Source organism: Paenarthrobacter sp. TRD_SC_7 (assembly GCF_056156245.1).
Genome location: NZ_CM149587.1, coordinates 4,315,246 through 4,335,398, shown reverse-complemented (window position 1 = coordinate 4,335,398; position 20,153 = coordinate 4,315,246). Strand labels below are relative to the sequence as shown.

19 protein-coding genes are annotated in these 20,153 nt (G+C 60.8%); 5 read left to right on the top strand and 14 right to left on the bottom strand.

The features are described from left to right. Positions 1–39: 39 nt before the first annotated feature. The gene (locus AC0J5Z_RS20560; protein ID WP_475036067.1) at positions 40–1,113 is read left to right on the top strand and encodes a glycosyltransferase family 4 protein; all 1,074 of its coding nucleotides are present in this window, start codon (positions 40–42) and stop codon (positions 1,111–1,113) included. 54 nt (positions 1,114–1,167) lie between these two features. After that, complete coding sequence (locus AC0J5Z_RS20555; RefSeq protein WP_475036065.1) at positions 1,168–3,303, top strand: amylo-alpha-1,6-glucosidase; 2,136 nt, start codon at positions 1,168–1,170, stop codon at positions 3,301–3,303. Positions 3,304–3,306: 3 nt separating this feature from the next. On the opposite strand, the gene AC0J5Z_RS20550 is transcribed toward AC0J5Z_RS20555, so the two are convergent. The 5 genes from AC0J5Z_RS20550 to AC0J5Z_RS20530 all read right to left on the bottom strand — a co-directional run bounded on the left by AC0J5Z_RS20550 (position 3,307) and on the right by AC0J5Z_RS20530 (position 7,481). After that, positions 3,307–3,837 carry an N-acetyltransferase family protein gene (locus AC0J5Z_RS20550; RefSeq protein WP_475036062.1) on the bottom strand — a complete coding sequence of 177 codons (531 nt, stop codon included), beginning with the start codon at positions 3,835–3,837 and terminating at the stop codon, positions 3,307–3,309. Positions 3,838–3,916: 79 nt separating this feature from the next. Then, entirely contained in the window at positions 3,917–4,309 is a 393-nt protein-coding gene (locus tag AC0J5Z_RS20545; RefSeq protein WP_475036057.1) for a universal stress protein, read from the bottom strand. A gap of 57 nt (positions 4,310–4,366) precedes the next feature. Further along, entirely contained in the window at positions 4,367–5,974 is a 1,608-nt protein-coding gene (locus AC0J5Z_RS20540; RefSeq protein ID WP_475036054.1) for a tripartite tricarboxylate transporter permease, read from the bottom strand. Then, a complete protein-coding gene (locus tag AC0J5Z_RS20535) occupies positions 5,974–6,477 on the bottom strand; it encodes a tripartite tricarboxylate transporter TctB family protein (RefSeq protein ID WP_475036050.1) in 504 nt (167 codons plus the stop codon). Before AC0J5Z_RS20535 ends, AC0J5Z_RS20540 begins: the two co-directional genes overlap by 1 nt. Continuing rightward, complete coding sequence (locus tag AC0J5Z_RS20530; RefSeq protein ID WP_475036048.1) at positions 6,474–7,481, bottom strand: Bug family tripartite tricarboxylate transporter substrate binding protein; 1,008 nt, start codon at positions 7,479–7,481, stop codon at positions 6,474–6,476. Before AC0J5Z_RS20530 ends, AC0J5Z_RS20535 begins: the two co-directional genes overlap by 4 nt. A 293-nt stretch (positions 7,482–7,774) precedes the next feature. Between AC0J5Z_RS20530 and AC0J5Z_RS20525 the strand changes: the two genes are divergently transcribed. Then, complete coding sequence (locus AC0J5Z_RS20525) at positions 7,775–9,394, top strand: sensor histidine kinase (protein WP_475036046.1); 1,620 nt, start codon at positions 7,775–7,777, stop codon at positions 9,392–9,394. Next, positions 9,391–10,059, top strand: a complete 669-nt coding sequence (locus tag AC0J5Z_RS20520; RefSeq protein ID WP_475036044.1) for a response regulator — start codon at positions 9,391–9,393, stop codon at positions 10,057–10,059. The genes AC0J5Z_RS20525 and AC0J5Z_RS20520 overlap by 4 nt, the downstream gene beginning before the upstream one ends. Positions 10,060–10,253: 194 nt before the next feature. Here AC0J5Z_RS20520 and AC0J5Z_RS20515 read toward each other — a convergent pair whose 3' ends face one another. Next, on the bottom strand, positions 10,254–11,285 hold the full coding sequence (locus AC0J5Z_RS20515) for an LLM class flavin-dependent oxidoreductase (protein WP_475036042.1): 1,032 nt from the start codon (positions 11,283–11,285) through the stop codon (positions 10,254–10,256). 172 nt (positions 11,286–11,457) lie between these two features. Beyond that, a complete protein-coding gene (locus tag AC0J5Z_RS20510; RefSeq protein WP_475036040.1) occupies positions 11,458–12,543 on the bottom strand; it encodes an AAA family ATPase in 1,086 nt (361 codons plus the stop codon). A 417-nt stretch (positions 12,544–12,960) separates the two neighbouring features. Between AC0J5Z_RS20510 and AC0J5Z_RS20505 the strand changes: the two genes are divergently transcribed. After that, positions 12,961–13,161 carry a hypothetical protein gene (locus AC0J5Z_RS20505; protein ID WP_475036038.1) on the top strand — a complete coding sequence of 67 codons (201 nt, stop codon included), beginning with the start codon at positions 12,961–12,963 and terminating at the stop codon, positions 13,159–13,161. Between the two features lie 538 nt (positions 13,162–13,699). Here the strand turns inward: AC0J5Z_RS20505 and AC0J5Z_RS20500 are convergent. The 7 genes from AC0J5Z_RS20500 to AC0J5Z_RS20470 all read right to left on the bottom strand — a co-directional run bounded on the left by AC0J5Z_RS20500 (position 13,700) and on the right by AC0J5Z_RS20470 (position 20,130). Then, positions 13,700–14,782, bottom strand: a complete 1,083-nt coding sequence (locus AC0J5Z_RS20500) for a hypothetical protein (protein WP_475036036.1) — start codon at positions 14,780–14,782, stop codon at positions 13,700–13,702. A 567-nt stretch (positions 14,783–15,349) separates the two neighbouring features. Continuing rightward, complete coding sequence (locus tag AC0J5Z_RS20495; RefSeq protein WP_475036034.1) at positions 15,350–15,676, bottom strand: hypothetical protein; 327 nt, start codon at positions 15,674–15,676, stop codon at positions 15,350–15,352. Between the two features lie 20 nt (positions 15,677–15,696). Next, positions 15,697–16,398 (bottom strand): hypothetical protein, encoded by a 702-nt coding sequence (locus AC0J5Z_RS20490; RefSeq protein WP_475036032.1) that lies wholly within the window; start codon positions 16,396–16,398, stop codon positions 15,697–15,699. A gap of 55 nt (positions 16,399–16,453) precedes the next feature. Continuing rightward, complete coding sequence (locus AC0J5Z_RS20485; protein ID WP_475036029.1) at positions 16,454–17,836, bottom strand: MFS transporter; 1,383 nt, start codon at positions 17,834–17,836, stop codon at positions 16,454–16,456. A gap of 2 nt (positions 17,837–17,838) precedes the next feature. Further along, a complete protein-coding gene (locus AC0J5Z_RS20480) occupies positions 17,839–18,501 on the bottom strand; it encodes an HAD family hydrolase (protein ID WP_475036027.1) in 663 nt (220 codons plus the stop codon). Beyond that, a complete protein-coding gene (locus AC0J5Z_RS20475; protein ID WP_475036026.1) occupies positions 18,485–19,417 on the bottom strand; it encodes a pseudouridine-5'-phosphate glycosidase in 933 nt (310 codons plus the stop codon). The genes AC0J5Z_RS20480 and AC0J5Z_RS20475 overlap by 17 nt, the downstream gene beginning before the upstream one ends. A gap of 278 nt (positions 19,418–19,695) precedes the next feature. Beyond that, complete coding sequence (locus AC0J5Z_RS20470) at positions 19,696–20,130, bottom strand: DMT family transporter (RefSeq protein WP_475036024.1); 435 nt, start codon at positions 20,128–20,130, stop codon at positions 19,696–19,698. Between the last annotated feature and the right edge of the window lie 23 nt (positions 20,131–20,153).

Below are 20,153 nucleotides of genomic sequence, written 5' to 3'. Positions count from 1 at the left end.
TTTCGCGGGCTTGGCACATTCATGTCGGAGGCCTCCAGCGTGCGCATTGGACTCATTGTTGGGCCGTGGTTCACGGTCCCCCCTACCAAATATGGCGGCACGGAAAGAGTGGTTGACGCCCTCGCCTGCGCCCTCACCGAAGCCGGGCATGAAGTACTGCTCGCCACGACGTCTGACAGCACGTGCCCCGTTCCCATGGTCCCCGGGTTGGATCCTTCAGAACCCGACCAGCTGGGGACCAGCCTGTCCGAGCTGAACCATGTGATCAAGGCATACGCGGGCCTGCATGGCGTGGATATCATTCATGACCACACCCTGGCCGGACCACTTTATGCACACCGTCCACCGGGCATTCCGGTGGTGACCACCATGCACGGACCTCTGTCACAGCGGTCTGCGGACCTCTACCGGGATGTGGCCAGGGACACCGCCGTCATCGCCATTTCCCACGATCAGTGCAGCGGCGTCCCTGACCTACCCATAGCAGCTGTCATCCACCACGGCATTGATCTTTCCCACGTTGCAGTCGGTGGAGGGAAGGGCGGCTACGCCTGTTTCGTCGGCCGGATGTGCCCTGATAAAGGGCTTCTGGAAGCGATATCCGTGGCCCGGCAGGCAGGGGTGCCACTTCGCATCGCTGCAAAAATGCACTCTCCTGATGAGGTGCAATTCTTCAACGACGTTGTGGAACCCCTGCTGGGCCCCAACGAAGACTTCCTGGGCGAGCTGTCCGACCCCGAGAAGTATGAGTTGATGGGTGATGCCTTCGTCCTGCTTAACCCCATCCAGTGGCCCGAGCCCTTCGGACTGGTGATGATCGAAGCACTTGCCACAGGAACCCCTGTCCTGGCAACTTCCATGGGGGCAGCGCCGGAAATCCTGTCCCATGGAGTCAACGGGTTCCTTGCCCCCACTCAAGACCTGGCCGGGTACATGGGCGCGGTAGCGGGGATCAGCCGGGACGCGTGCCGCCGCTCGGTAGAGGACAACTTCACAGCCGCCCGCATGGCTGCGGACCATCTGGAACTGTACGGCCGTGTGATCGAACAATTCAAGGCAAAAGGGCTTCCCGCTGACGGCTTGTTGCAAGAGAATCAGAGTCAGGCCCTGTAGCCCGCTGCGGCGCTGTGGATTACCAAAGCCCTTATTGGAGGAGGCCTGCCGGTCATGACCGCTTGGAACGCCGACCCGGAGGCCGGTACGTCGGAGTTCGGTGCGGTGACCGTCGTCGAAGGTTCCTCTTTTTGCATATCCGGCCACACAGGTGATATTCACGGTGGCGGGGCCCAAGGTGCCTACTACCAGGACACGCGCATCGTGTCGCGCTGGATACTCCGAATCAACGGCGCATTCAGGGAGCCGTTGGTGGCGCGCAATCCCACGGCCTTCCAAGCGGAATTCGTGGGTCGGGCGTTGTCGGCGGACGGCAGGTTTGACAGTCCTTTGGTGGTTCAGCATCAACGGCATGTGGGATCCGGGCTCAGGGATGACATCACCATCCGGAACTATTCCGGACAGACTGCCACATGCGGGATTGACCTGCAGATCGATGCAGACCTGGCCGACCTTTTCGACATTAAAGGTGGCCGGACAGGCAAGGCCGGAACCGCATTGAAGACCGTGCACAAGAAAGAGCTGCACATAGAATCCGGACACCCAAACGGGGAACGCCGTGGTGTGGCCTTCCGTGCCTCCGGTGGCAAACCCACTGAGGAAGGGCTGACCTTCCACGTCAGCATCCCGGCACGGAGCCAATGGACAACCAGCGTAATCGCCGTCCCGCTGACCAACGGGAAAAGACCCAGCGAACCGTTCACCGAAACCATGCCCCTCCACCACACCCCGGGGGTACGCCGCCATGTCGCGTGGGAAGAACACGTACCGCGGATATCCGTCGCAGACGCGAATGTAGAGGAAGTGCTGGAAAGGAGCCAACGCGATTTGGGCTCCCTGCGCATCTTCGACCCCCAACACCCTGGCCGTACGGCGGTGGCCGCAGGCGCGCCCTGGTTCATGGCACTGTTCGGCCGCGACTCGCTGCTGGCCTCCTACATGTCGCTCATGGTGGATCCGGGACTGGCCGCAGGGACGCTGCAGACGCTCGCTGAACTTCAAGGCAGCAAAGTTGACGTCGACTCCGAGGAAGAACCCGGCCGTATGCCCCACGAGGTGCGGCTCGGTGTCACGGCAGGACTCGCCCTGGGCGGGACCGCATACTACGGAACCGCAGATGCGACGCCCCTCTTCGTATCTACGCTCGGCGAGCTCAGCCGATGGGGCCTGAGTGCGGACATTATCGAATCCCTCCTGCCCAACGCCGATCGTGCCATTGCCTGGATGGAGGACTACGGAGACCGTGACGGGGACGGCTTCATTGAGTACCAACGGCCTAACGAGCACGGATTGGTAAACCAGGGCTGGAAGGACTCGTGGGACGGCATCAACTTCGCCGACGGTCTGATGGCGGAGGCCCCCATAGCGCTCTGCGAAGTGCAGGCCTACGCTTACGCGGCCTACGTGGGACGCTCGCTGCTGGCGCGCTCGGCGAGTGATACCGCCGTCGAACGCCGTTGTGCGGACCGGGCGGCAGCGCTGAAGGAGGCTTTCAACGATAGGTTCTGGCTTCCAGACAAGGGCTATTTTGCGCTGGCACTGGACAAGGACAAGAAACCGGTGGATTCCTGCACGTCCAACATGGGGCACTGCTTATGGGTAGGCATCGTGGACGAAGACAAGGCGCCCATGGTGGCGGAGCGACTGATGTCCCCGGAGATGTTCACCGGGTGGGGCATTCGCACTTTGGGCTCGGACATGGGCGCCTACAACCCCGTCAGTTACCACAATGGCTCGGTGTGGCCCCACGACACTGCGCTCGTGGCCACTGGACTCATGCGGTATGGCTTCGTGAAGGAGGCCAGCCGGGTTGCGAGCGGACTGTTCGACGCCGCCGAGCACTTTGGTGGGCAGCTTCCGGAGCTTTTTTGCGGCTTTGACCGTGGCGATTTTGCGGAGCCGGTTCCGTATCCGACGGCGTGTTCCCCGCAAGCGTGGGCGGCTGCGGCGCCCGTTCAACTCGCCCGGATATTGCTGCGGTTCGATCCCGATTTCACCCGGAACGTGCTGCACTTGGCGCCGATCCTGCCCGACTCCTTTGGCAGCTTCAAGGCCGACAACGTGCTGCTGGGGCGCTCGCGGATCACCATCCAAGCCTCGGGTTCGTCCGGGAGCGTGGCCGGTGTACCCGCCGGTCTTGAGTTAAGGTCCGATCCCCGGCCGCCGCTGGCGGGGGACCTGTTTGGCTAGCTTCTAGAGCGCGTGCTCCATGACGAAGTCGTGCTCCACGGTGTCGCCGAGCTTGAACGACTTGGCACCAACCCGCTGGAAACCGCTCTTCTCGTAGAAGCGGATGGCTTTCGCGTTCTCACTGTTCACGCCGAGCCAGACTCCTGAAGCTCCCTTGTCCGCGGCATCCGCTAGCGAGGCCTTAATGAGCTTTGATGCGGCGCCCTTGCCATGGTGGTCAGGGTGGACGTAGCACTTGCTCAGCTCCGTGGAGGGTAGCGCGGAAAGTACCGAGGCGACGTCGGGGTCGGTGGCCGGCTTTGCAATCAGCATGGTGTAACCGAAGAGCTGCCCGTCGTCGTCGAGCACCAGGATGGTGATGTTCGCATCGGCGAGGTAGTCCTCGAAATTTGCCTCGCTCAGCGTCTTCTGCAGGTGGTCCTGGATGTCAGCCGGCGAGGAGCCGGGCGGGCACGCCAACGGGAAGGTGATGGCGGCAAGCTCCGCCAGCCTCCCGGCGTCGTGCGTTGTTGCGGTGCGGATGGTTTCAGTCACGTGGTCCCCCTTGCGAGTTTTTTCGTACAAGTAATGCCCCTAAGAACGAATCTTAAGGGCATTAGCTGTAAGAAAACTTCTAGTCCGCTTTGACCGCCAGGACCGGGCAGTCCGCCTCCAGCAGGATCCGCTGGGAGACGCTGCCCATGATGAGCTTGCCTACCGGGCTGCGGCGACGAAGGCCGATGACAATCAGTTCGGCGTCGTTCTCGTCGGCGGCGTCCAGGACTTCGGCGGCCGCGTCGTGGCCGCGGACCGGCTGCTTGATGATGTGCCGGATGCCCTGATCAGCGAGCCGGTCCTCGATGCTCTGGATGTCCGGCTCCTGCGCGTAGCGGTTGTCCACCAGGGCGTCGCCCTTGGACGAGTTGATGACCAACAGGGTGTCGTTGCTCTTCTTGGCCTCGGCGATGGCCTGCGTCAATGCCGCTTCGCCTTCTGGTGTGGGGACGTATCCCACCACGATGGTCATGGTTTCTCCTGTTTGTGCTGGTTGTTGGTGAGGCGACTGACAGTGCCAGATGCCAGGCTAGCCGTCGCTGCCGCCGTCGCCGTTTGCTGTCCCGTCGGCGCGGTGGCTGCCGTGGCTGACGCCACCGGCTTCCCTCGGGACCGTAGCGCCGGAGTTACCCGGGACCACTGTGGCTGCCACCGGACGGTTGCGGCGGATGAGTTTGAAGATCAGCGGCCAGGCCAGGATGAGCGCCACGATGATGTAAACCACGATGGCAATCGGCTCGCTGAAGAGGCCTGCGGGGTCGCCGGCGCTCAGCTGCAGCGTTTTGCGGAGCTGGCCCTCGATGCGCGGGCCCAGGATGACTCCGAGGATCAGCGGCAGGACGGGCAGTCCGAAGCGCCGCATCATGAATCCGAGGGCACCGAGCACCAACAGGATTACAAGATCGAAAGCCTGCAGGTTGACCGAGTAGGCACCCAAGGTAGCGAAGAACAGGATGCCCGCGTAGAGGTAGGGGCTGGGGAGTTGCAGCAGCTTTGCCCAGACCGGTGCCAAGGGCAGGTTGATGAGCAGGAGCAGGAAGTTGCCGATGAAGAGGCTCGCAATGAGTGCCCACACCAGCGGTCCTTCGCTGGAGAACAGCTGCGGGCCTGGCTGAATGCCGTAGGACGTAAATGCTGCAAGCATGACGGCGGCTGTTGCGTTAGTGGGGAGGCCGAGTGCGAGCAGCGGTGTCATGGTTCCGGCGGCGGCAGCATTGTTGGCCGCCTCTGGTCCGGCGACGCCTTCAATAGCGCCCTTGCCGAACTCTTCCGGGTGCTTGGTGAGCCGTTTCTCGGTGACGTAGGACAGGAACGTGGGGATCTCCGCGCCACCGGCGGGCAGGGCACCGAACGGGAAGCCAAAGGCGGTGCCGCGAAGCCAGGGCTTCCAGGAACGTCCCCAGTCCTTCTTGCCCATCCAGGGACGACCCACGGGAATGACGTGCAACGGAGTCCGGCGCAGGTGGGCTGCGACCCAGAGGGCTTCACCCACGGCGAAGATCGCGACGGCGACCACCACAATGTCCAAACCGTCCACCAACAGCGGCTGACCAAAGGTCAGGCGGCGTTGGCCGGTCACGGAGTCGATGCCCACCAGCCCGATGGCCAAACCAAGGGCCAGCGACGCAAAGCCGCGGAGCCTGGACGAGCCAAGGACGGCGGTCACCGCGAGCAGTGCGAGGACCATGATGGCAAAGTAGCTGGGAGCACCCAGGCTGACGGCGAACTGCACCACGATGGGTGCGAAAACCGCCAATAGCGCGGTGCCAATGGTTCCGGCGATGAACGAGCCGATGGCCGCTGTGGCAAGCGCCTGTGCGGCCCTGCCCGCTTTGGCCATCTTGTTGCCTTCGATGGCAGTCACCACCGACGACGATTCACCAGGTGTGTTGAGGAGGATGGAAGTGGTGGAACCGCCGAACATGCCGCCGTAGTAGATGCCGGCGAACATGATGAAGGCGCTGGTGGGCTCCAGGGCGGCGGTGACCGGAAGCAGCAACGCTACCGTCATGGCCGGGCCCAGCCCGGGAAGGACGCCGACGGCGGTGCCCAGGAGTACGCCGATCACGGCGAACAAGAGGTTCATGGGGGTCAGGGCGGTCGCGAAACCGTCCATCAGGGAGGACCAGACGTCCATTAGAGGATTCCTTCCAGGAGCCCGGCCGGTAACGCGATGCCCAGGCCGAGGTAGAAGCCGTAGAAGGTGAGCAATGACAAGGCGACGGAAATAAGGCCGTCACGAATGTAGCGACGACTGCCGAGTGCCAGTACGCTGCCCCAGAAGAGGACAGTTCCGGAAATGACCCAGCCGGCCCAGTCGATGAGCAGGATGTTCAGGATGAAAGCTCCGGCCAGCGGAAGGACGGTCTTCCAATCGGCAGGGTGGGCCAGGTCGACGTCTTCGCCGCCCTCGGCTTCGCCCTTGCCGCCGCGGAGGACGTTGATGGCTAGCAGAACAGCACAGACGATCAGCAAACCGGACACAATGAACGGGACGGTCTTGGGACCTACCGGGTCCGACTGCGAGTACGGGGTGACCAGGCCGTTCGCGTCCAGGAAGACCAGGATGCCGACCACGCCGAGCAGGAGGGCTACCCCCAGCTCGGCGCGGCCTTTCAAGCCTGTTGCTAAGGAGCTCACGCCAACCCGAGCTTGGTCAGGACGTCCGCCACCCGCTTGTCCTGGTCTGTCAGGAACGTCTGGAATTCGTCGCCGGTAACGAAAGCGTCGGTCCAGCTGTGGGTCTTGAGTGCTTCCTTCCAGCCAGCGGAGGCGTGCATCTTCTCAAGGGCGGCGATCAGGGACTTCTTGTCGTCCTCGCTGATACCCGGAGGGGCCACAACGCCGCGCCAGTTGGTGAAGACGAGGTCGATGTTGGATTCCTTCAGCGTGGGAGCGTCCACACCTTCCAGGCGGTTCTCGCCACTGGTGGCCAGGACCCGGATCTCGCCGGACTTGATCTGCTGCAGGTACTCGCCGGCGCCGGAAGCGGCGAAGCCGAGCTTGTTGCCAAGGATGGCGGGGAGGAGGTCGCCACCGCCGTCGTAAGAGACGAAGTTGACCTTGGTGGCATCGATGCCGACAGCGCCGGCCAACTGCATCGGCAGGAGGTGGTCCGGGCCGCCCGGCGAGGAACCGCCACCAACCGCGATGGAGCCCGGGTTGGCCTTCCACGCCGTCACCAGGTCATCGATGGTCTTGTACGGGGAGTCCTTGCTGACCATGATGGCGCCGGGCTCCTCGATGAGCTTTGCCAGAGGAGTGGTCTCGGTCAGCTTGGACTCGGACTTGTTGGTGTAGCTGGCCCCAACAACACCCAGGCCCATGAGCATGGTGAGGTCTCCGTTGCCCTTTTCGTTGACGATGCGGGCAAGGCCCACCGTTCCGCCAGCGCCCGCAAGGTTGAAGACCTCGGTGTTGGTGGAGATCTTCTCGTCGTCCAGTACCTTGGCAGCTGCCCGGGCGGTGGTGTCGTAGCCACCACCTGGAGTGTTCGGAACCATGATCTGGAGCCCGGTGATGGGTCCTGCTGCTGCGCCGGTGCTGTCAGAACCGGTGGACTTACCTGTGGCACCGCAGCCGGTGGCCATCAGGGCGATGCCGGCGGCGACGGCGGCGACTCGCAATGCGCGGATCTGGCGCATGGTGTTCCTCTTCTCATCATCGAAAATTCGGTGTAGGGCGATCAGCGTTGTGCCCCGTTGATTTGATGCTAGGCGGGTAAGTGACAGGGATCACTCTTGTGTTCGCAGTGATCTTTAAGTTCATTGCGTTCACGGGTTTTATCTTGGTTTTGGCCGTCTGAGCTGGTCTTCCGTGCCGCTGGGGTATAGTTCCGATACGCCACGGGGGAAGCTGTTGTCTGCCCTCCGCTCACTGGTACCACCAAAGGAACCCAGCAGTGACTCGACTGACTCGACTGTCTCGAAGAAGAGGCATGTCCTTGGCAGGGCAGTACCTGGTGCTGCAGTTGCTGATCGTCCTCGCGGTTCTCGTTGCCGTAGTGGCCATCTCCTTGGCCCAGTCGGCTGCCACCTTCGAAAGGACTGAAGGCCGCCGGGCGCTGTTGGCTGCTGAAGCATTGGGCAGCAACCCCACGGTCCGCGCGCTGTTGCCGGAGGCCGAACCCCGCGTCGGCTCAGCCCTCCCGGCCGTTGCCGAATCGGTGCGCACAGTTTCAGGCTCATCCCATGTCGCCCTCGCAAAGCTCGACGGCACCGTAGTGGCCTCATCCGATCCCAGCCTGTTGGGCCAGTCACTTCCGTTGGGCGAGAGCCAAGTCATGGATGGGCGAGCTTGGACGGGTGTCCTGTCTGGCAGCAGCGGCGCCGTACTGTCTGCCCACGTCCCCGTCTTGGATGACGCCGGAAAGATGATTGGCATAGCCTCTATTAGCCGGAACTATCCGTCCACCATCGAGCGACTTGGGGACGCCATTCCCAACCTGCTCACCTATCTGGGTGTCGCCAGCGTCCTGGGCGTTGCCGGATCCCTCCTGTTGTCCCGCCGCGTCAAACGGCAAACCCTCGGTATGGAACCGCGGGAAATCACCGGTCTCGTAGAGAACCGTGAAGCGATGCTGCAGGGCCTCAAGGAAGGCGTAGTCGCTTTGGATCCCCACGAGCGTATTACGGTGGCCAATGAAAGCGCCAGGCAACTCCTTGGCCTGCCACCGGATTGTGTGGGAAAGAAGCTGCGAACCCTCCACGTAGACCCTGCGCTGAAAATAGTCCTCACCCGTGAACAGTCAGACGCGGATCAATTGGTACTCGTGGGGGAGCGGCTGGTGGTTATGAACCGCGTTGCCCTGCGTTCCCACGGGCGCGACATCGGTTCCGTCACCACCTTGAGGGACCGGACCGAGCTGTCCTCCCTGGAGAGTGAACTCGGCGCCACCAAGACCGTGACCGATACTTTGAGAGCCCAGGCCCACGAGTTCGCCAACCAACTCCACGTCATCTCCGGCCTGATCCAGATAGGCGAATACGATTCCGTGGTGCAGTTCGTCAATGGAGCCACGGTGGACCGGACTCGGCTCAACGACGACGTCACCAGCCGCATAGAGGACCCCGCGCTCGCAGCGCTGCTGATCGCCAAGGCCAGCCTGGCAACGGAGCGCGGCGTGGAGCTGAAGCTGGATCCGAGGTCCGCCCTGCCGCGCGTCAACGAGGAACTGTCCCGCGACCTCACCACCGTGGTGGGCAACCTGGTGGATAACGCGTTCGACGCCGTCACTGGCCGTCCCGGGGCGTCGGTCCAAGTGTTGGTGGTTAACTCGGGTGACGACGTCACAGTCACCGTTCGGGACAACGGTCCCGGCGTGCCCTTAGGCTCCACAGAGGACATCTTCCGCCAGGGCTTCTCCACCAAAGAGCCAGGACCAGGCGATGCGCGGGGTTTCGGGTTGGCGTTGTCACGGGTGATCTGCCGGCGTTCCGGGGGAGACCTGACGGTGGCCACTGATCAAGGGGCCGTGTTTACGGCACGATTCACCAAGAACGACTCTGACTCGGGCAAGCTCGATTCCGACTCAAATAAGGGGGCAACTCAGCCGTGATCAAGGTACTGATCGTGGACGACGATTTCATGGTGGCCAAGGTCCACGCCGGATTCATCCAACGGACCTCAGGGTTCGGAGTGGTGGGCGTGGCGCATACGGGTGCCCAAGCCTTGGTGGAAACGGAGCGGTTGCGGCCGGATCTAGTCCTGCTGGACATCCATCTTCCGGACATCAACGGGCTGGAGCTCATGCACCAACTCCGCGATGTTGCCCCGGACCTCGATGTCCTGGTGATCAGCGCTGCCCGTGAAGTGGAAACGGTCCGGAAAGCGCTGCGCGGCGGGATTGTCCACTACCTCATCAAGCCGTTCTCGCAGGCTGATCTGCAGGAACGGCTGGAGCACTACCTCAGCGCTTACCAAGGGCTGGATGATTCGAAACAGGAGGCAGAACAGTCCGACGTCAACCGGGTCTTCGGCCTGAGCGTTTCCGAGCGGACCCTGCCCAAAGGCTGCAGCGTGGAGACACTCGAACTGGTTGAATCCGCGCTGAAATCAGCCCCGGGCGATCTGTCCGCCGCCGAGCTTGCAGAACAGTTGGGTACGTCCCGGGTCAGCGCCCGCCGTTACCTTGAGTACCTCCACGACGAGGGGGCGCTGGACGTCAGACTCAAGTACGGCGTCGGACGCCCTGAAAGGCGATATGTGCTGAAGGGGCGGTAACCCCGAGAGTGAGTCTTAGAGCTGGTTTATATCCCGGCGGTGGCCCATGGCTACAACCAGAACAATAAGCTGGGCGTCCCGGATTTCTTTCGCAACTGACGGACGGCGGCAGGCGCTAGCTGGACTGAATAGCTCAAGCCAGGCCCAGCTCCGCCTTGACCCAGGCTGAAATGTACATTTCGGCGCTAACCGCTTTATGCGGCCGGGTTCCAGCCCAAGGCCGGACCCAATTTCTGCGCAATGTCGGTGAGGATCTGCACGTAGTCCTCGTGGTCAAAGCTGAAGGGCAACGCGAAAGCCACCTCATCCACTTCCCGAAAGCCGCCGTGGGCGTACAGTTGCTCGGCGATTTCGTCGCTGCTGCCAATGAGATCCCGGGCGAACAGCATGCCCTTCGGACCTTGGGGAGCCCGTGTGCGGGGAGTGCGTTCATCGACGTACCGCTGGAACTTAACCCGCTGAGTCTTGGATGCGGAATCGGTGGGGATGACCACCAAGCCTTGCGACGCCCTGGCAGTGTTTCCGGACGCTGCGGCGGCCTCACGGTAGGCCCGAATCTGCGATTGCTGGACCTTGGCAAAGTCCGGTTCCTGGTCCACATCCGGGAAAATCACGCTGCTGGACAGCAGATTGAACCCGTTCGCCCCGGCCCAGACGGCCGACTTCATGCTGCCCGCTCCGTACCAAAGGCGGCTCCGCAGCCCGGGCGAGTGCGGCTCCACCCGGTTGGAGAATTCCTCCACGACACCCTGCTTGCCGGAAAAGTCGCGCATCTTTTCGCCTGCGACCAGGCGGGCAAAGCGCTCCACACGGGCGTAGGTGAAGTCCTCTGTCTCCGAAGATTCCGGGTACAGCTCATGCTTCACGGTGTCGTAGTGCATCGGTTCGCCCACACTCAGCCCTGGATTGATCCGTCCACCGGCCAGCAGATCCACGGTGGCGAGGTCCTCAGCCAGGCGCAAGGGGTTTTCCCAACCCAGCGGCGTCACGGCGGTGCCCAGCTCAATCCTGGATGTGCGCTGGCTCGCGGCAGCCATCACCGCGACCGGAGAGGAGATCCCGAACTGCAAATGACGGTGCCGCAACCAGGCGCTGTCGAACCCCAACTGCTCGCCGAGTTCAATGATCTCCAACGTTGACCGGTGGCCCGCAGCCGGATCAGCGGGATCGAACAGACCGATGGTGAGGAATCCAAGCTTGCGGAGAGGATTTTCGGGCGTGGGCATCGGCTTCCTTCAGGTTCGATCGGCGGCTTCTGCCCAGAATAGTTGCCGGTACTGAGGACGACGGCGGGAGGTTACTTTTTGTGATGGCCTCTATCCCCTCCACTCCTACCTGAATACCAGGTCATTGGCCTTCTTCACGGTTCGTATTGCCGATAGCCGTGAATATGTCCCTCTAGCCGTGGAGGTATTGGCGGAGTCCGGGGATTGCGAAGTCGACTTTCCCGTAGCCGGCGGACTCGATCAGGCCTGCGGCGATGAGCCGTTTGCGGTATTTGGACACGACGTTTGGTCTGGCATTGAGGATGGCACCGATCTGCCCGGCAGCGGAAGGGCCTTCCTGGGCGGCCATGGCATCGAGAAACTCGCGGTCTTTGTCAGAGATGTCGGACAGCGCCGATTCGACGACCACCAGACTGTTACGCCTCTCCGCGGCGCTGATCGCCCGCTGAACGCTGGCCCCATCCAGTGTCCATTCCGCCTTGCCCGCTTCGAGCCATAGGTAATACCCCACGAGCTGGATCAGGAAGGGATACCCTTCCGTGGCCTCGGCCGCCTTGCTGATGAGCTCCGCAGAGATGGTGATCTCTCCCCGGTTGAAGAGCTCACTGTAGGATGCGGTGACTTCGGCTATGGCCGCTTCGTGGAGATTAATTCTGTCGGCCCTCCGCAAGAAAGTGGCGACACCCTCGTTAAGGAGGTCGGACACCGCTGACGGGAGTCCAGCGAAGATCAGGCCGATGGGCAGTCCGTCGCGGATGAAGTGCTGGACGTCAGCGGCTAGTTGGGATATTTCGGTCCTGTCGACTGCGTGGATCTCGTCGATGGTGATGACCAGCCCCGTGCCCTTTTCGTCCAGTCGGCGCAACAGTTCGTTCCCGGTCCTTCGCCAGTCCGCGGCCCGTTCCGGAGGTAGCTGGGTTGTGAGTCCGAACCCCGCTGCGGAGAAGGCGGTGATCTTCCGCGAAGGAGGCCCGTCCCCGAGCTCATCAAGGAGGCGCAGCATGTCATCACCAACCCCGGCAAGGAACCCCGGCGTCGCTGTCCGGGAGGTGACGGCCCAGCCCTGGTCCCGGGCGATCCCTTCCGCCTCACTCAGCATCACGGTCTTGCCGATACCCCGGGAGCCCGTGATGATGGTCAAAAGCCCCAGCGCCCCGGAACCCTGCTGGAGGCCATACTCAAACTCGTCCAACAGCCCGGCCCGTCCCACAAGCTCAGGCGGGGTCGCTCCGGCCGTCGGTTTGAAGGGGTTCAGCACGCGGCACCTCCTAAAGCGCATTCAGGTGAAACTAGGTGAAAGTGGTGAAAGTGGTGAAACTCCTGCCACCATAAGCCGAACCCTCGCCCCGGGCAAGCGCACCGGGGCGAGGCGGTAGCATCGAGGCCATGACGCGGGAAGCAAACTACATCGAGCACGTGCTCCACGTGGGCCAACAGTCTCCAGAACCTTGACCGAATAGACCGCGAAGACATCGCCAACACCTTCGTGCTTTCTGGCTTGCCACCCCGCCACGCCGACAAATACGATGCCCGGTTCACTCAGCAATTCATCGTCATCGCGGCTGACATGACTGGATCACTGATTCGCGGATGGATCCGCCCGTCATGCGTGGCCCAGGAACTGGCGCTGCGCTGCCTCTACGACCAAGTCGAAGTCATTTAGGACCTCTATGACTTGGACCTTCCGGACGGCTGGCGGGGCCGACTCGAAGACCACACGCTTGAGCACACAGACAGCGAAATGCTCTACCAGAACGCCACGGACGGCTTCGAAAACGACATCGAACTGAACCTGCAACTGGGCCTGGCACCCATGAAAATCGACGATTGGTTCGAGCCCTTCATCGAAGCCACCGTCCCTCCGTACGTTCGCTGAAACGGCCCACGGACCCTACGCCGCAGCATTGCTAAACGCCGATAAGCACCCATATGTCGGGCTGGACCGCAGGCAGGAGGTTTGGATCCGAGAGCGTGTCAACGCCTGTCCATGACGAGCGCTTCCGACCCTACCTGGCAAGGGTTTCGTTGCTAACCCGACGTCAACCGGGTTGCTCTAACTTCCGAAGAACTCATGGGCGGTGCACGGCCTGGTCCTGTAGCGTTGTTTCCGCCAGCAGGCTCAGAGCGCTTGTCCTCACTGTTAGGCGGAATTTTTAGCCTTCTGAGCGGAGACGCAGGCCGCCGTTCCTGGCCTGGTGCAAACCCTTCAAGGCCTTTCGTGCGGCCATCGCTAGAGCAACGAGACTGAAACTGCTGCCTAAGGCTATGAAAAGAAGCCTCTGACGGAGCGTTCGGTGGTGTCGGCGCCATCTGGAGTGCTTGGGGCATGAAGTGCCCGTACACCTGCTCAGTATCGGTCCTGTTTCTGGTCCGATTCTGGCAGTTGAAGTGGGAGGAACGCGACGAACGACTGGCTACCAACGGCTGACGGCAAGCCACATGATCAATATTATTGCAGCCAGCCCAATGGCACAGAGCAGGTAAACAACGATTACAATTTGGTGCCGCAACAGGAAGCCTTGGACTGCCTGAGCAGGGATGCAGACTGCGCGGGCAACTTTCTCGCCCAAGTGTTTCATGGGGTGCCGTTGGGTCCTGGACATCCAGGGACCCGGACCGATGCGAAGCTTGATGAGGCGTCGAGATAATCTGCGGGAGCCGGCATCGAGCACTATTCCGCGACCCTGCTTGCTCTGTCTGGTGAACCATACTGCGGCATATGGCGGCAGGAGAGAGACCGCCAAGTAGAGTGCAACGAACCTCGGCACTGAGGTGGCCCGTATCTCCGGAGACTTGTCAAGCAGCTCGAGCACCGCGAGAGTAAACACCGAGGCGAACAGCAGCCAGATTAGTAGGTCGAAAAACACCCCACCAACGACCCGCCATCGTTTTCCTGAATGCCAGCGAATGCTGGCAGTGCTCATTCGTCCAACCGCGCGCAGCGCCAGAATTGCAGCTCCGGCTGCCGACACGAGTGCAGCGGAAGGGTTAAACAGCAGCAGCGCAAGGAGCCCGCATGTCATCGGCACGGCCGCATAGAGAAGGATGCTTTGAAGTCGGCGTATGGCTGGTGACGGTTTACCGAGCGGAAGAGCGGCAGCTGCTGCTCTCATTGTGTCGATTTCCAATTGTTTGAAGCCCTGCTTCTGAGACTTTAGCAAGTCTGCTTGGGCTGCGGCGTCGCCTGCGAAAGCAGCAATGATTCCCGAAAACCCTAAGGTGCCGAGAACCAGTATCACATCGATCGTGGGCGGATTCGGCCACGGATTGACCTTGATTCCGGCCGAGGCCCCAACCATGAGAAGCCCGGCATCGAGGACGAGGAGCATGGCCGATATCCAGCCGATGAAGGCCGTCGGTCCCGGTCTGCGCATCTTCTCCTCGTTCTTCAGCGAACGAGCCAGAATTTGTACCGCCACCACCATCGACGCAAGAACGGCGAAACCACCAAGCAAGGAAGTGCCCGAAATCGAACGCACCCGGTAATGGGAGAACATTGCGCCGTTCGTGGCTACAGTGAGTGCTGCCAGCCCAAAAAGGAGTGCCCCCAGTCCAAAAGACCATCCGATATGTATGAGGACAGCCCGTGCGTAGGCCCTCACTTCGGCGGGAACCATCCCTGGGCTCGGGCCCTCGGTCGATCCTGCACCAACTTGCCTGGTGGCGAGGTCCGAGATCAAATACATCCCCCTTGTTCTTAGTTGCTATCTGATCGGTTTGATCCATGCTCGAATAACCCTGTATGAAAACGGCCACGTCGCATGCGGAGTTCCTCCGCGCAGAACTGTCCACACAGACACGAAGGACCGGTGGCATGTTTTAGAGAGCCACCAGCAACAGAGACTCCAACAATTCCGGGCGGCCTGGAGACTTGTCTCTGAAAAACGTGGGCTGCCCGGGCCGCGGCATAGTCCTTCACATCCGAGTGTGGGTCGTCCCAAGTCAACGGATTTGTTGAAGGTCCCGGCAGGACCGGTGAAAAAGCAAGCGTTCGGGTTGGGCATGAACGGTGGTATAGCCGATGCTTAGTCGCCCTGATGAATGATTGATCGACCCGTCGCGTGCTACATGGCCCAGGGCGAATCGGCCCCTGAGTAGGTGATGTGGAGGATTTCAATAGGCTGGTTTGCCTCCAGTAACAGGGTTTTCTCGCCGTTCGTTGGAGTGAGTACAACACCTGGCGCCAGAGCGTACCGGACCTCGCCTTCCCGGAGAGATGCCCATCCTTTCCCGTTAAGACAGTAAAAAGATGTACCGGGTAATAGTGATATCTCGGCGGTCGTATTTTTTGGGACGCGCACTTCGGCTACGGTGTAGCCGGTTTTGTGGTGGCTTGAGATGACCATTCCGGTGTCGGAGGCGGCCCGATCTGCCGTTGTTGAGTGCAGCATTTTTGGTTCCCTTTCGTTCCCTAATTTGCTTGGTGGAGGAGCTCGTTTAGGAGAGATTTGTTGGCGCTGAAAAGGGGGAGCGGGGGCTGGGCTGGGTTTCTGCTGAGGAGGTCCAGACTGGGGAATCCGCTGCCCGGAATGAGTACGGAGTCAGCGCCCATCAGGTTCCGGGAGTGCAGATCCTCGACTAGCTGGCGAGGCTGAATTTCCCATTTTGCTCCTAGGTCGAACCGATCTTGGCGCGGGTAGGCGTCCCATGCCGGCCCTAACTCGTGCTGGTGAAATCCGGGAGATCCTATGCCGTAGAGCTTCAGATAGGACATCAGGGCGTCGACGGTCGGACTTGTGAACCACGGCGGCACAACGATGTAAGGGCTGTTGGCACCCTTACGTTCCATGTCAGAAATGATTGCTCGTGCTGCTGTGGCAATGTTCCAATCTCCGTTGATCTGCAGCGCAGCGTCAATGAAGGCTTTGTCGAAAGTTTCCGGGTCGAAGATGCTGCTGCTGGTAAAGCAGAGACCGACAGCGTCAACTCCGATTCGGTTGAGTGTTTCTAAGGCGGCAACGAGGTGCGCTCCTGGCTGTTGCGTGGGGGCCTTGTCGCCGAGAAACTCTTCTCCGGTTTCCCGAGGAAGCCTGAATCGGCTGACATGTATGGATACCCCCGGCGGTGCCAGTCGGTTGATCTCCATTTCCGGAACTGGATCGTTGTCGACCACAACGATCCCTACCCGGTATCGGTCGTGTTGTCCTTCGGGGGTTTCCGGGGTGTTGTTAGGTGGCAATGGAGCGATCCTTAAGGGTGAGTGCCAAGACAACACCTATCAGGGCAAAGGCTGCGTTTATGCCGAATGCCAGCGGATAGCCAAGCTGGGGACCTGTCAAAGCTATGACGAGTACGAGCAAGGCAAGGCTTATGCCGCCCGCTACGTATTGAGATGTCGTGATCAGCGAGCCAGCGGAGCCTTGGCTCTCTTGCGGAGCGTCAGAGGTGCCGAGCACGAACATCGCGGTGTAGATGAGCCCGTGACCGAAGCCGCTCAAGAGGAATCCTGGCAATAGTCCTAACCAAAAGTTGTCGATTCCGAGGGAAACTGCGAGCAGTAGCAGTCCCCCGGCTGAAATTGCGAAACCCAGACCAAGGACGCGTTGGACACTGTTGCTGACGATGAGCTTGCCGGCAACCACATTGCCAACGGTAACCATGGCTGCGAGGGGGAGGAAAGCAATACCGGCGGCGAGGGCTGAGTAGCCTCGTTGTTCCTGGAGATAGAGGGTTACCAGGAAAAACTCGGTGCCGACACTGGCCATGTAGAGAGCTGCAGCGATTGTGCCTGCTCTCAATGCACGTAATTTACGCAGTGGCCTCTCTATGAGTGGTGAGCCGGAGCGGCGTTCGTTGAACAGGAATGCCAGGACGGCGAGGACGGCCAGGGCAGCCACTAACCAGAAGAGCCCCGCTGATGTTTCTGGGTCCGCCAGGAGAGTGAGGGTCAGTACGACAAAGAGTATGGCGGAAGTTCCGGCGATGCTGGACATCATAGGAATGGTGGTGGGTTCTGTCTGGGGGTTCCTACTGCGGAAGGTCTTAACGGCACCGATCACGCAGATGACAACGAGCGGGATATTGATCAGGAAGGTCCATCGCCAGGACAGCGTGGTTAGCAGTCCGCCCAAAACGACGCCCGCGGCCAGGCCTGAAGCTCCCACCGCGCCCCATATGGCGTAGGCATCGCTGCGCAGTTTACCGCCGGGAAAGGACTGGCTGAGCAGGGCAAGAACAGAGGGCAGTAACGCTGAGGCGGCAATGCCTTGGAGCGCTCTGGCGAGAAGGAGGAGGGTGGCGTTATCGGCGATACCGCCTAAGAGGCTGGCGAGCCCAAAAAGCAGGACGGATCCGATGAAGATACTCTTGCCGCCGAATTTATCAACGATTCGTCCGCCGAGGAGAAGGAGCCCGGCGAAGAGAAGTGCGTAGGAGCTGACCACCCACTGGAGTGATGCATCGTTCATTGCCAGCTCGGTTCCGATGCTGGGTAGTGCGACATAAACGATGGAGTAGTCCAGGGCGATGATGAACTGTGCAATCGATAACACGATGAGGGTCAGGGTTTGTACGCCCGTTCGCTTTTCGACAGGCGTGCTAGTCGTAGACAAGGTCAGACTTCCTTAGTGGTGAAGTGGCTGGGGAGAAGGGAACTGGGAATTTTGGTGGGGTCATCCCAGATAAGAGAAGCGCCTGCTACGGATAAATCGTGAGGCGTGTCGACACCCCAGGTCACTCCAACACCGGTCATTCCTGCGGAGACGGCCATCTTCATGTCATGGACAGAATCTCCTATAACAGTGCATGAATCTGGGGTGACGCTGAGGCGGCTTGCGACAAGCAGAGCCATGTCAGGAGCTGGTTTGGGGTTGGGGACGCTGTCAGCGCCGAGCACGACGTCGAAGTACTCGCGGATCCCCGCTGCTGTGAGTATTTCTTCGGCGCTCTGGAGGACTTTGCTGGTGGCGACAGCGAGGCGATGGTCCGATGTAAGAGCTTCGAGGGAGCGCCTTATTCCTTGAAAGACCAGGGATGGGGCCATGCTTACGACGTGTTCGGAGAACAGGGATCGGAAAGTAGCGAGGGATTGTTTGGACGTGGAGGCTGGCCAGCCGAAGGAGATGAACATCTCTTGGAGAGGTTTGCCGATCATGGCGCGAACGGCCGTGTCTGATGGGGCAGCAAGGCTGAGTTGTCCTGCAGTCAAGTTCACTACTTGGATGATTCCCTGTGGGGTATCCAGCAGGGTTCCGTCAAGATCAAATATGACTGCCACTGAGAACCCCAACCTGCAGACTGTTTGCTATTTCCGCAGCGGCCGCTGCTGTTGAGACGAGAACGGCCCTGTTAGCGTCCACGCTTGCCCCGTCGGTTGCCGTTGAGATGGCGGACAGCACCACGGGGGTCAGGGCCTGACCTTTGACGCCCTGTTCCCGCGCTTGGGCCAATGCTGCCTCGACTGCGTCATTGAGTATTTCCGGCGGTAGGGCAGCTTCGTCAGCAATGGGCTTGGTGACGAGGACGCCTCCGGGAAGGTTCAACGACAGATGCAGGTCGATGAATTTGGCCACTTCATCGACGCTATCTAATGTCCAGGGGACCTCCTGCCCGGAGGAGACTCCATAGTAGTTCGGGAACATCCGCGTTCCCAGTCCGACCACTGGAATGCCTTTGGTTTCCAGATACTCGAGGGTGAGTGCCGGGTCCAGGAGTGATTTGGCTCCGGCACAGACAACAGCAATCTGTTGCCGTGCCAATTCCTCAAGATCAGTGGAGATGTCCAGGGAGGTTTCGGCTCCTCGGTGGACGCCTCCAATTCCTGCGACGCTGAAGACCTTAATGCCGGCGCTGGCCGCCACAATCAGGCTGGATGAGACGGTTGTGCCGGCGGTCAGCTTCGTTGAGAGGGCCGCGGCAATGTCGCGGGTGCCGACTTTACGAGGGGAGTTTTCCTGTGCGAGACGTTCGAGTTCTCCTGGCGTTAGGCCTAGCTTGATCCGACCATCGATGAGAGCGACGCGTGCCGGTGCCGCTCCGGCTGCGTGGATGGCGTCATCGACGTCCTGGGCGGAGGAGAAATTGGTTGGATACTTCCCCCCGGAGACAACTGAAGTCTCCATCGCCACGACGGGTCTGTCCTCAGAAAGGGCGGATCGCACTTCATCAGAAATGTCTGTGTAGTCATTTAGCATTGTGAATTCCTAGGGTTTCTGCGGAGGCCGATACCGCTGCAGCGGTGGGTACAAGGCCCGTTTCATTGACTGTGAGCAGTGGCGTGTCTATATGAGGGCCACTAAGGACTCGTAGGACGGACAGCGCGGAATGTAAATTTGCGTAGGGAACGACATTTTCCACCGTGATTTGATTTCTGATGGATAGAGTCAGTGACAGCATTGAATTTGCTGACTGAAGCCCGTCCGCAGCGGCTGGAGTGCCGAGCACGCCGTGGGTCGAGGGGGAATTCTCTTCGTTACCGAGTTGGTTCAGGAGTGGTTTTCCCGGTGGTTTGCTTCCTGGCTTCGAGCGCGGGGCTGTCGGCGAGTTTGAGCCAGACGACACCCCCGATGATGACTGCCAGCCAGAACGCCTTGGTCAAGGTCAGAGTTTCGTCGAAGAAAACAGGGCCCAGAAGTGCGGCCCCCACTGCGCCGATCCCTGCCCAGACTGCGTAGCCGATCCCAACGTCGATTTTCTTTAGGGCCACGCTGAGGAAGAAGAGGGTGAAGAGGAAGAACACAATTGCAATCAGAGACCATGTGAGATTGGTAAACCCCTCGCTTCCGTTCACGCTGAGTGCGTAGCCGACCTCGAATACTCCGGCTAGCAGCAGGGCTGCCCATGGGCCTGTTTTCTTCTCGGCTGCAATCTTTGCCGAACTGTTTGAAGTGCCTGTTGTGGTGGTCATGTTAGGAGTCCTTTCAGGATGTG

Bases quoted from the DNA above. Each gene is read 5' to 3' on its own strand.
- AC0J5Z_RS20555 (WP_475036065.1), top strand. From the start codon at position 1,168: ATGACCGCTTGGAACGCCGACCCGGAGGCCGGTACGTCGGAGTTCGGT.
- AC0J5Z_RS20545 (WP_475036057.1), bottom strand. From the start codon at position 4,309: ATGACCATCGTGGTGGGATACGTCCCCACACCAGAAGGCGAAGCGGCA.
- AC0J5Z_RS20540 (WP_475036054.1), bottom strand. From the start codon at position 5,974: ATGGACGTCTGGTCCTCCCTGATGGACGGTTTCGCGACCGCCCTGACC.
- AC0J5Z_RS20530 (WP_475036048.1), bottom strand. From the start codon at position 7,481: ATGCGCCAGATCCGCGCATTGCGAGTCGCCGCCGTCGCCGCCGGCATC.
- AC0J5Z_RS20525 (WP_475036046.1), top strand. From the start codon at position 7,775: ATGTCCTTGGCAGGGCAGTACCTGGTGCTGCAGTTGCTGATCGTCCTC.
- AC0J5Z_RS20515 (WP_475036042.1), bottom strand. From the start codon at position 11,285: ATGCCCACGCCCGAAAATCCTCTCCGCAAGCTTGGATTCCTCACCATC.
- AC0J5Z_RS20500 (WP_475036036.1), bottom strand. From the start codon at position 14,782: ATGTTCTCCCATTACCGGGTGCGTTCGATTTCGGGCACTTCCTTGCTT.
- AC0J5Z_RS20495 (WP_475036034.1), bottom strand. From the start codon at position 15,676: ATGCTGCACTCAACAACGGCAGATCGGGCCGCCTCCGACACCGGAATG.
- AC0J5Z_RS20475 (WP_475036026.1), bottom strand. From the start codon at position 19,417: ATGCTAAATGACTACACAGACATTTCTGATGAAGTGCGATCCGCCCTT.
- AC0J5Z_RS20470 (WP_475036024.1), bottom strand. From the start codon at position 20,130: ATGACCACCACAACAGGCACTTCAAACAGTTCGGCAAAGATTGCAGCC.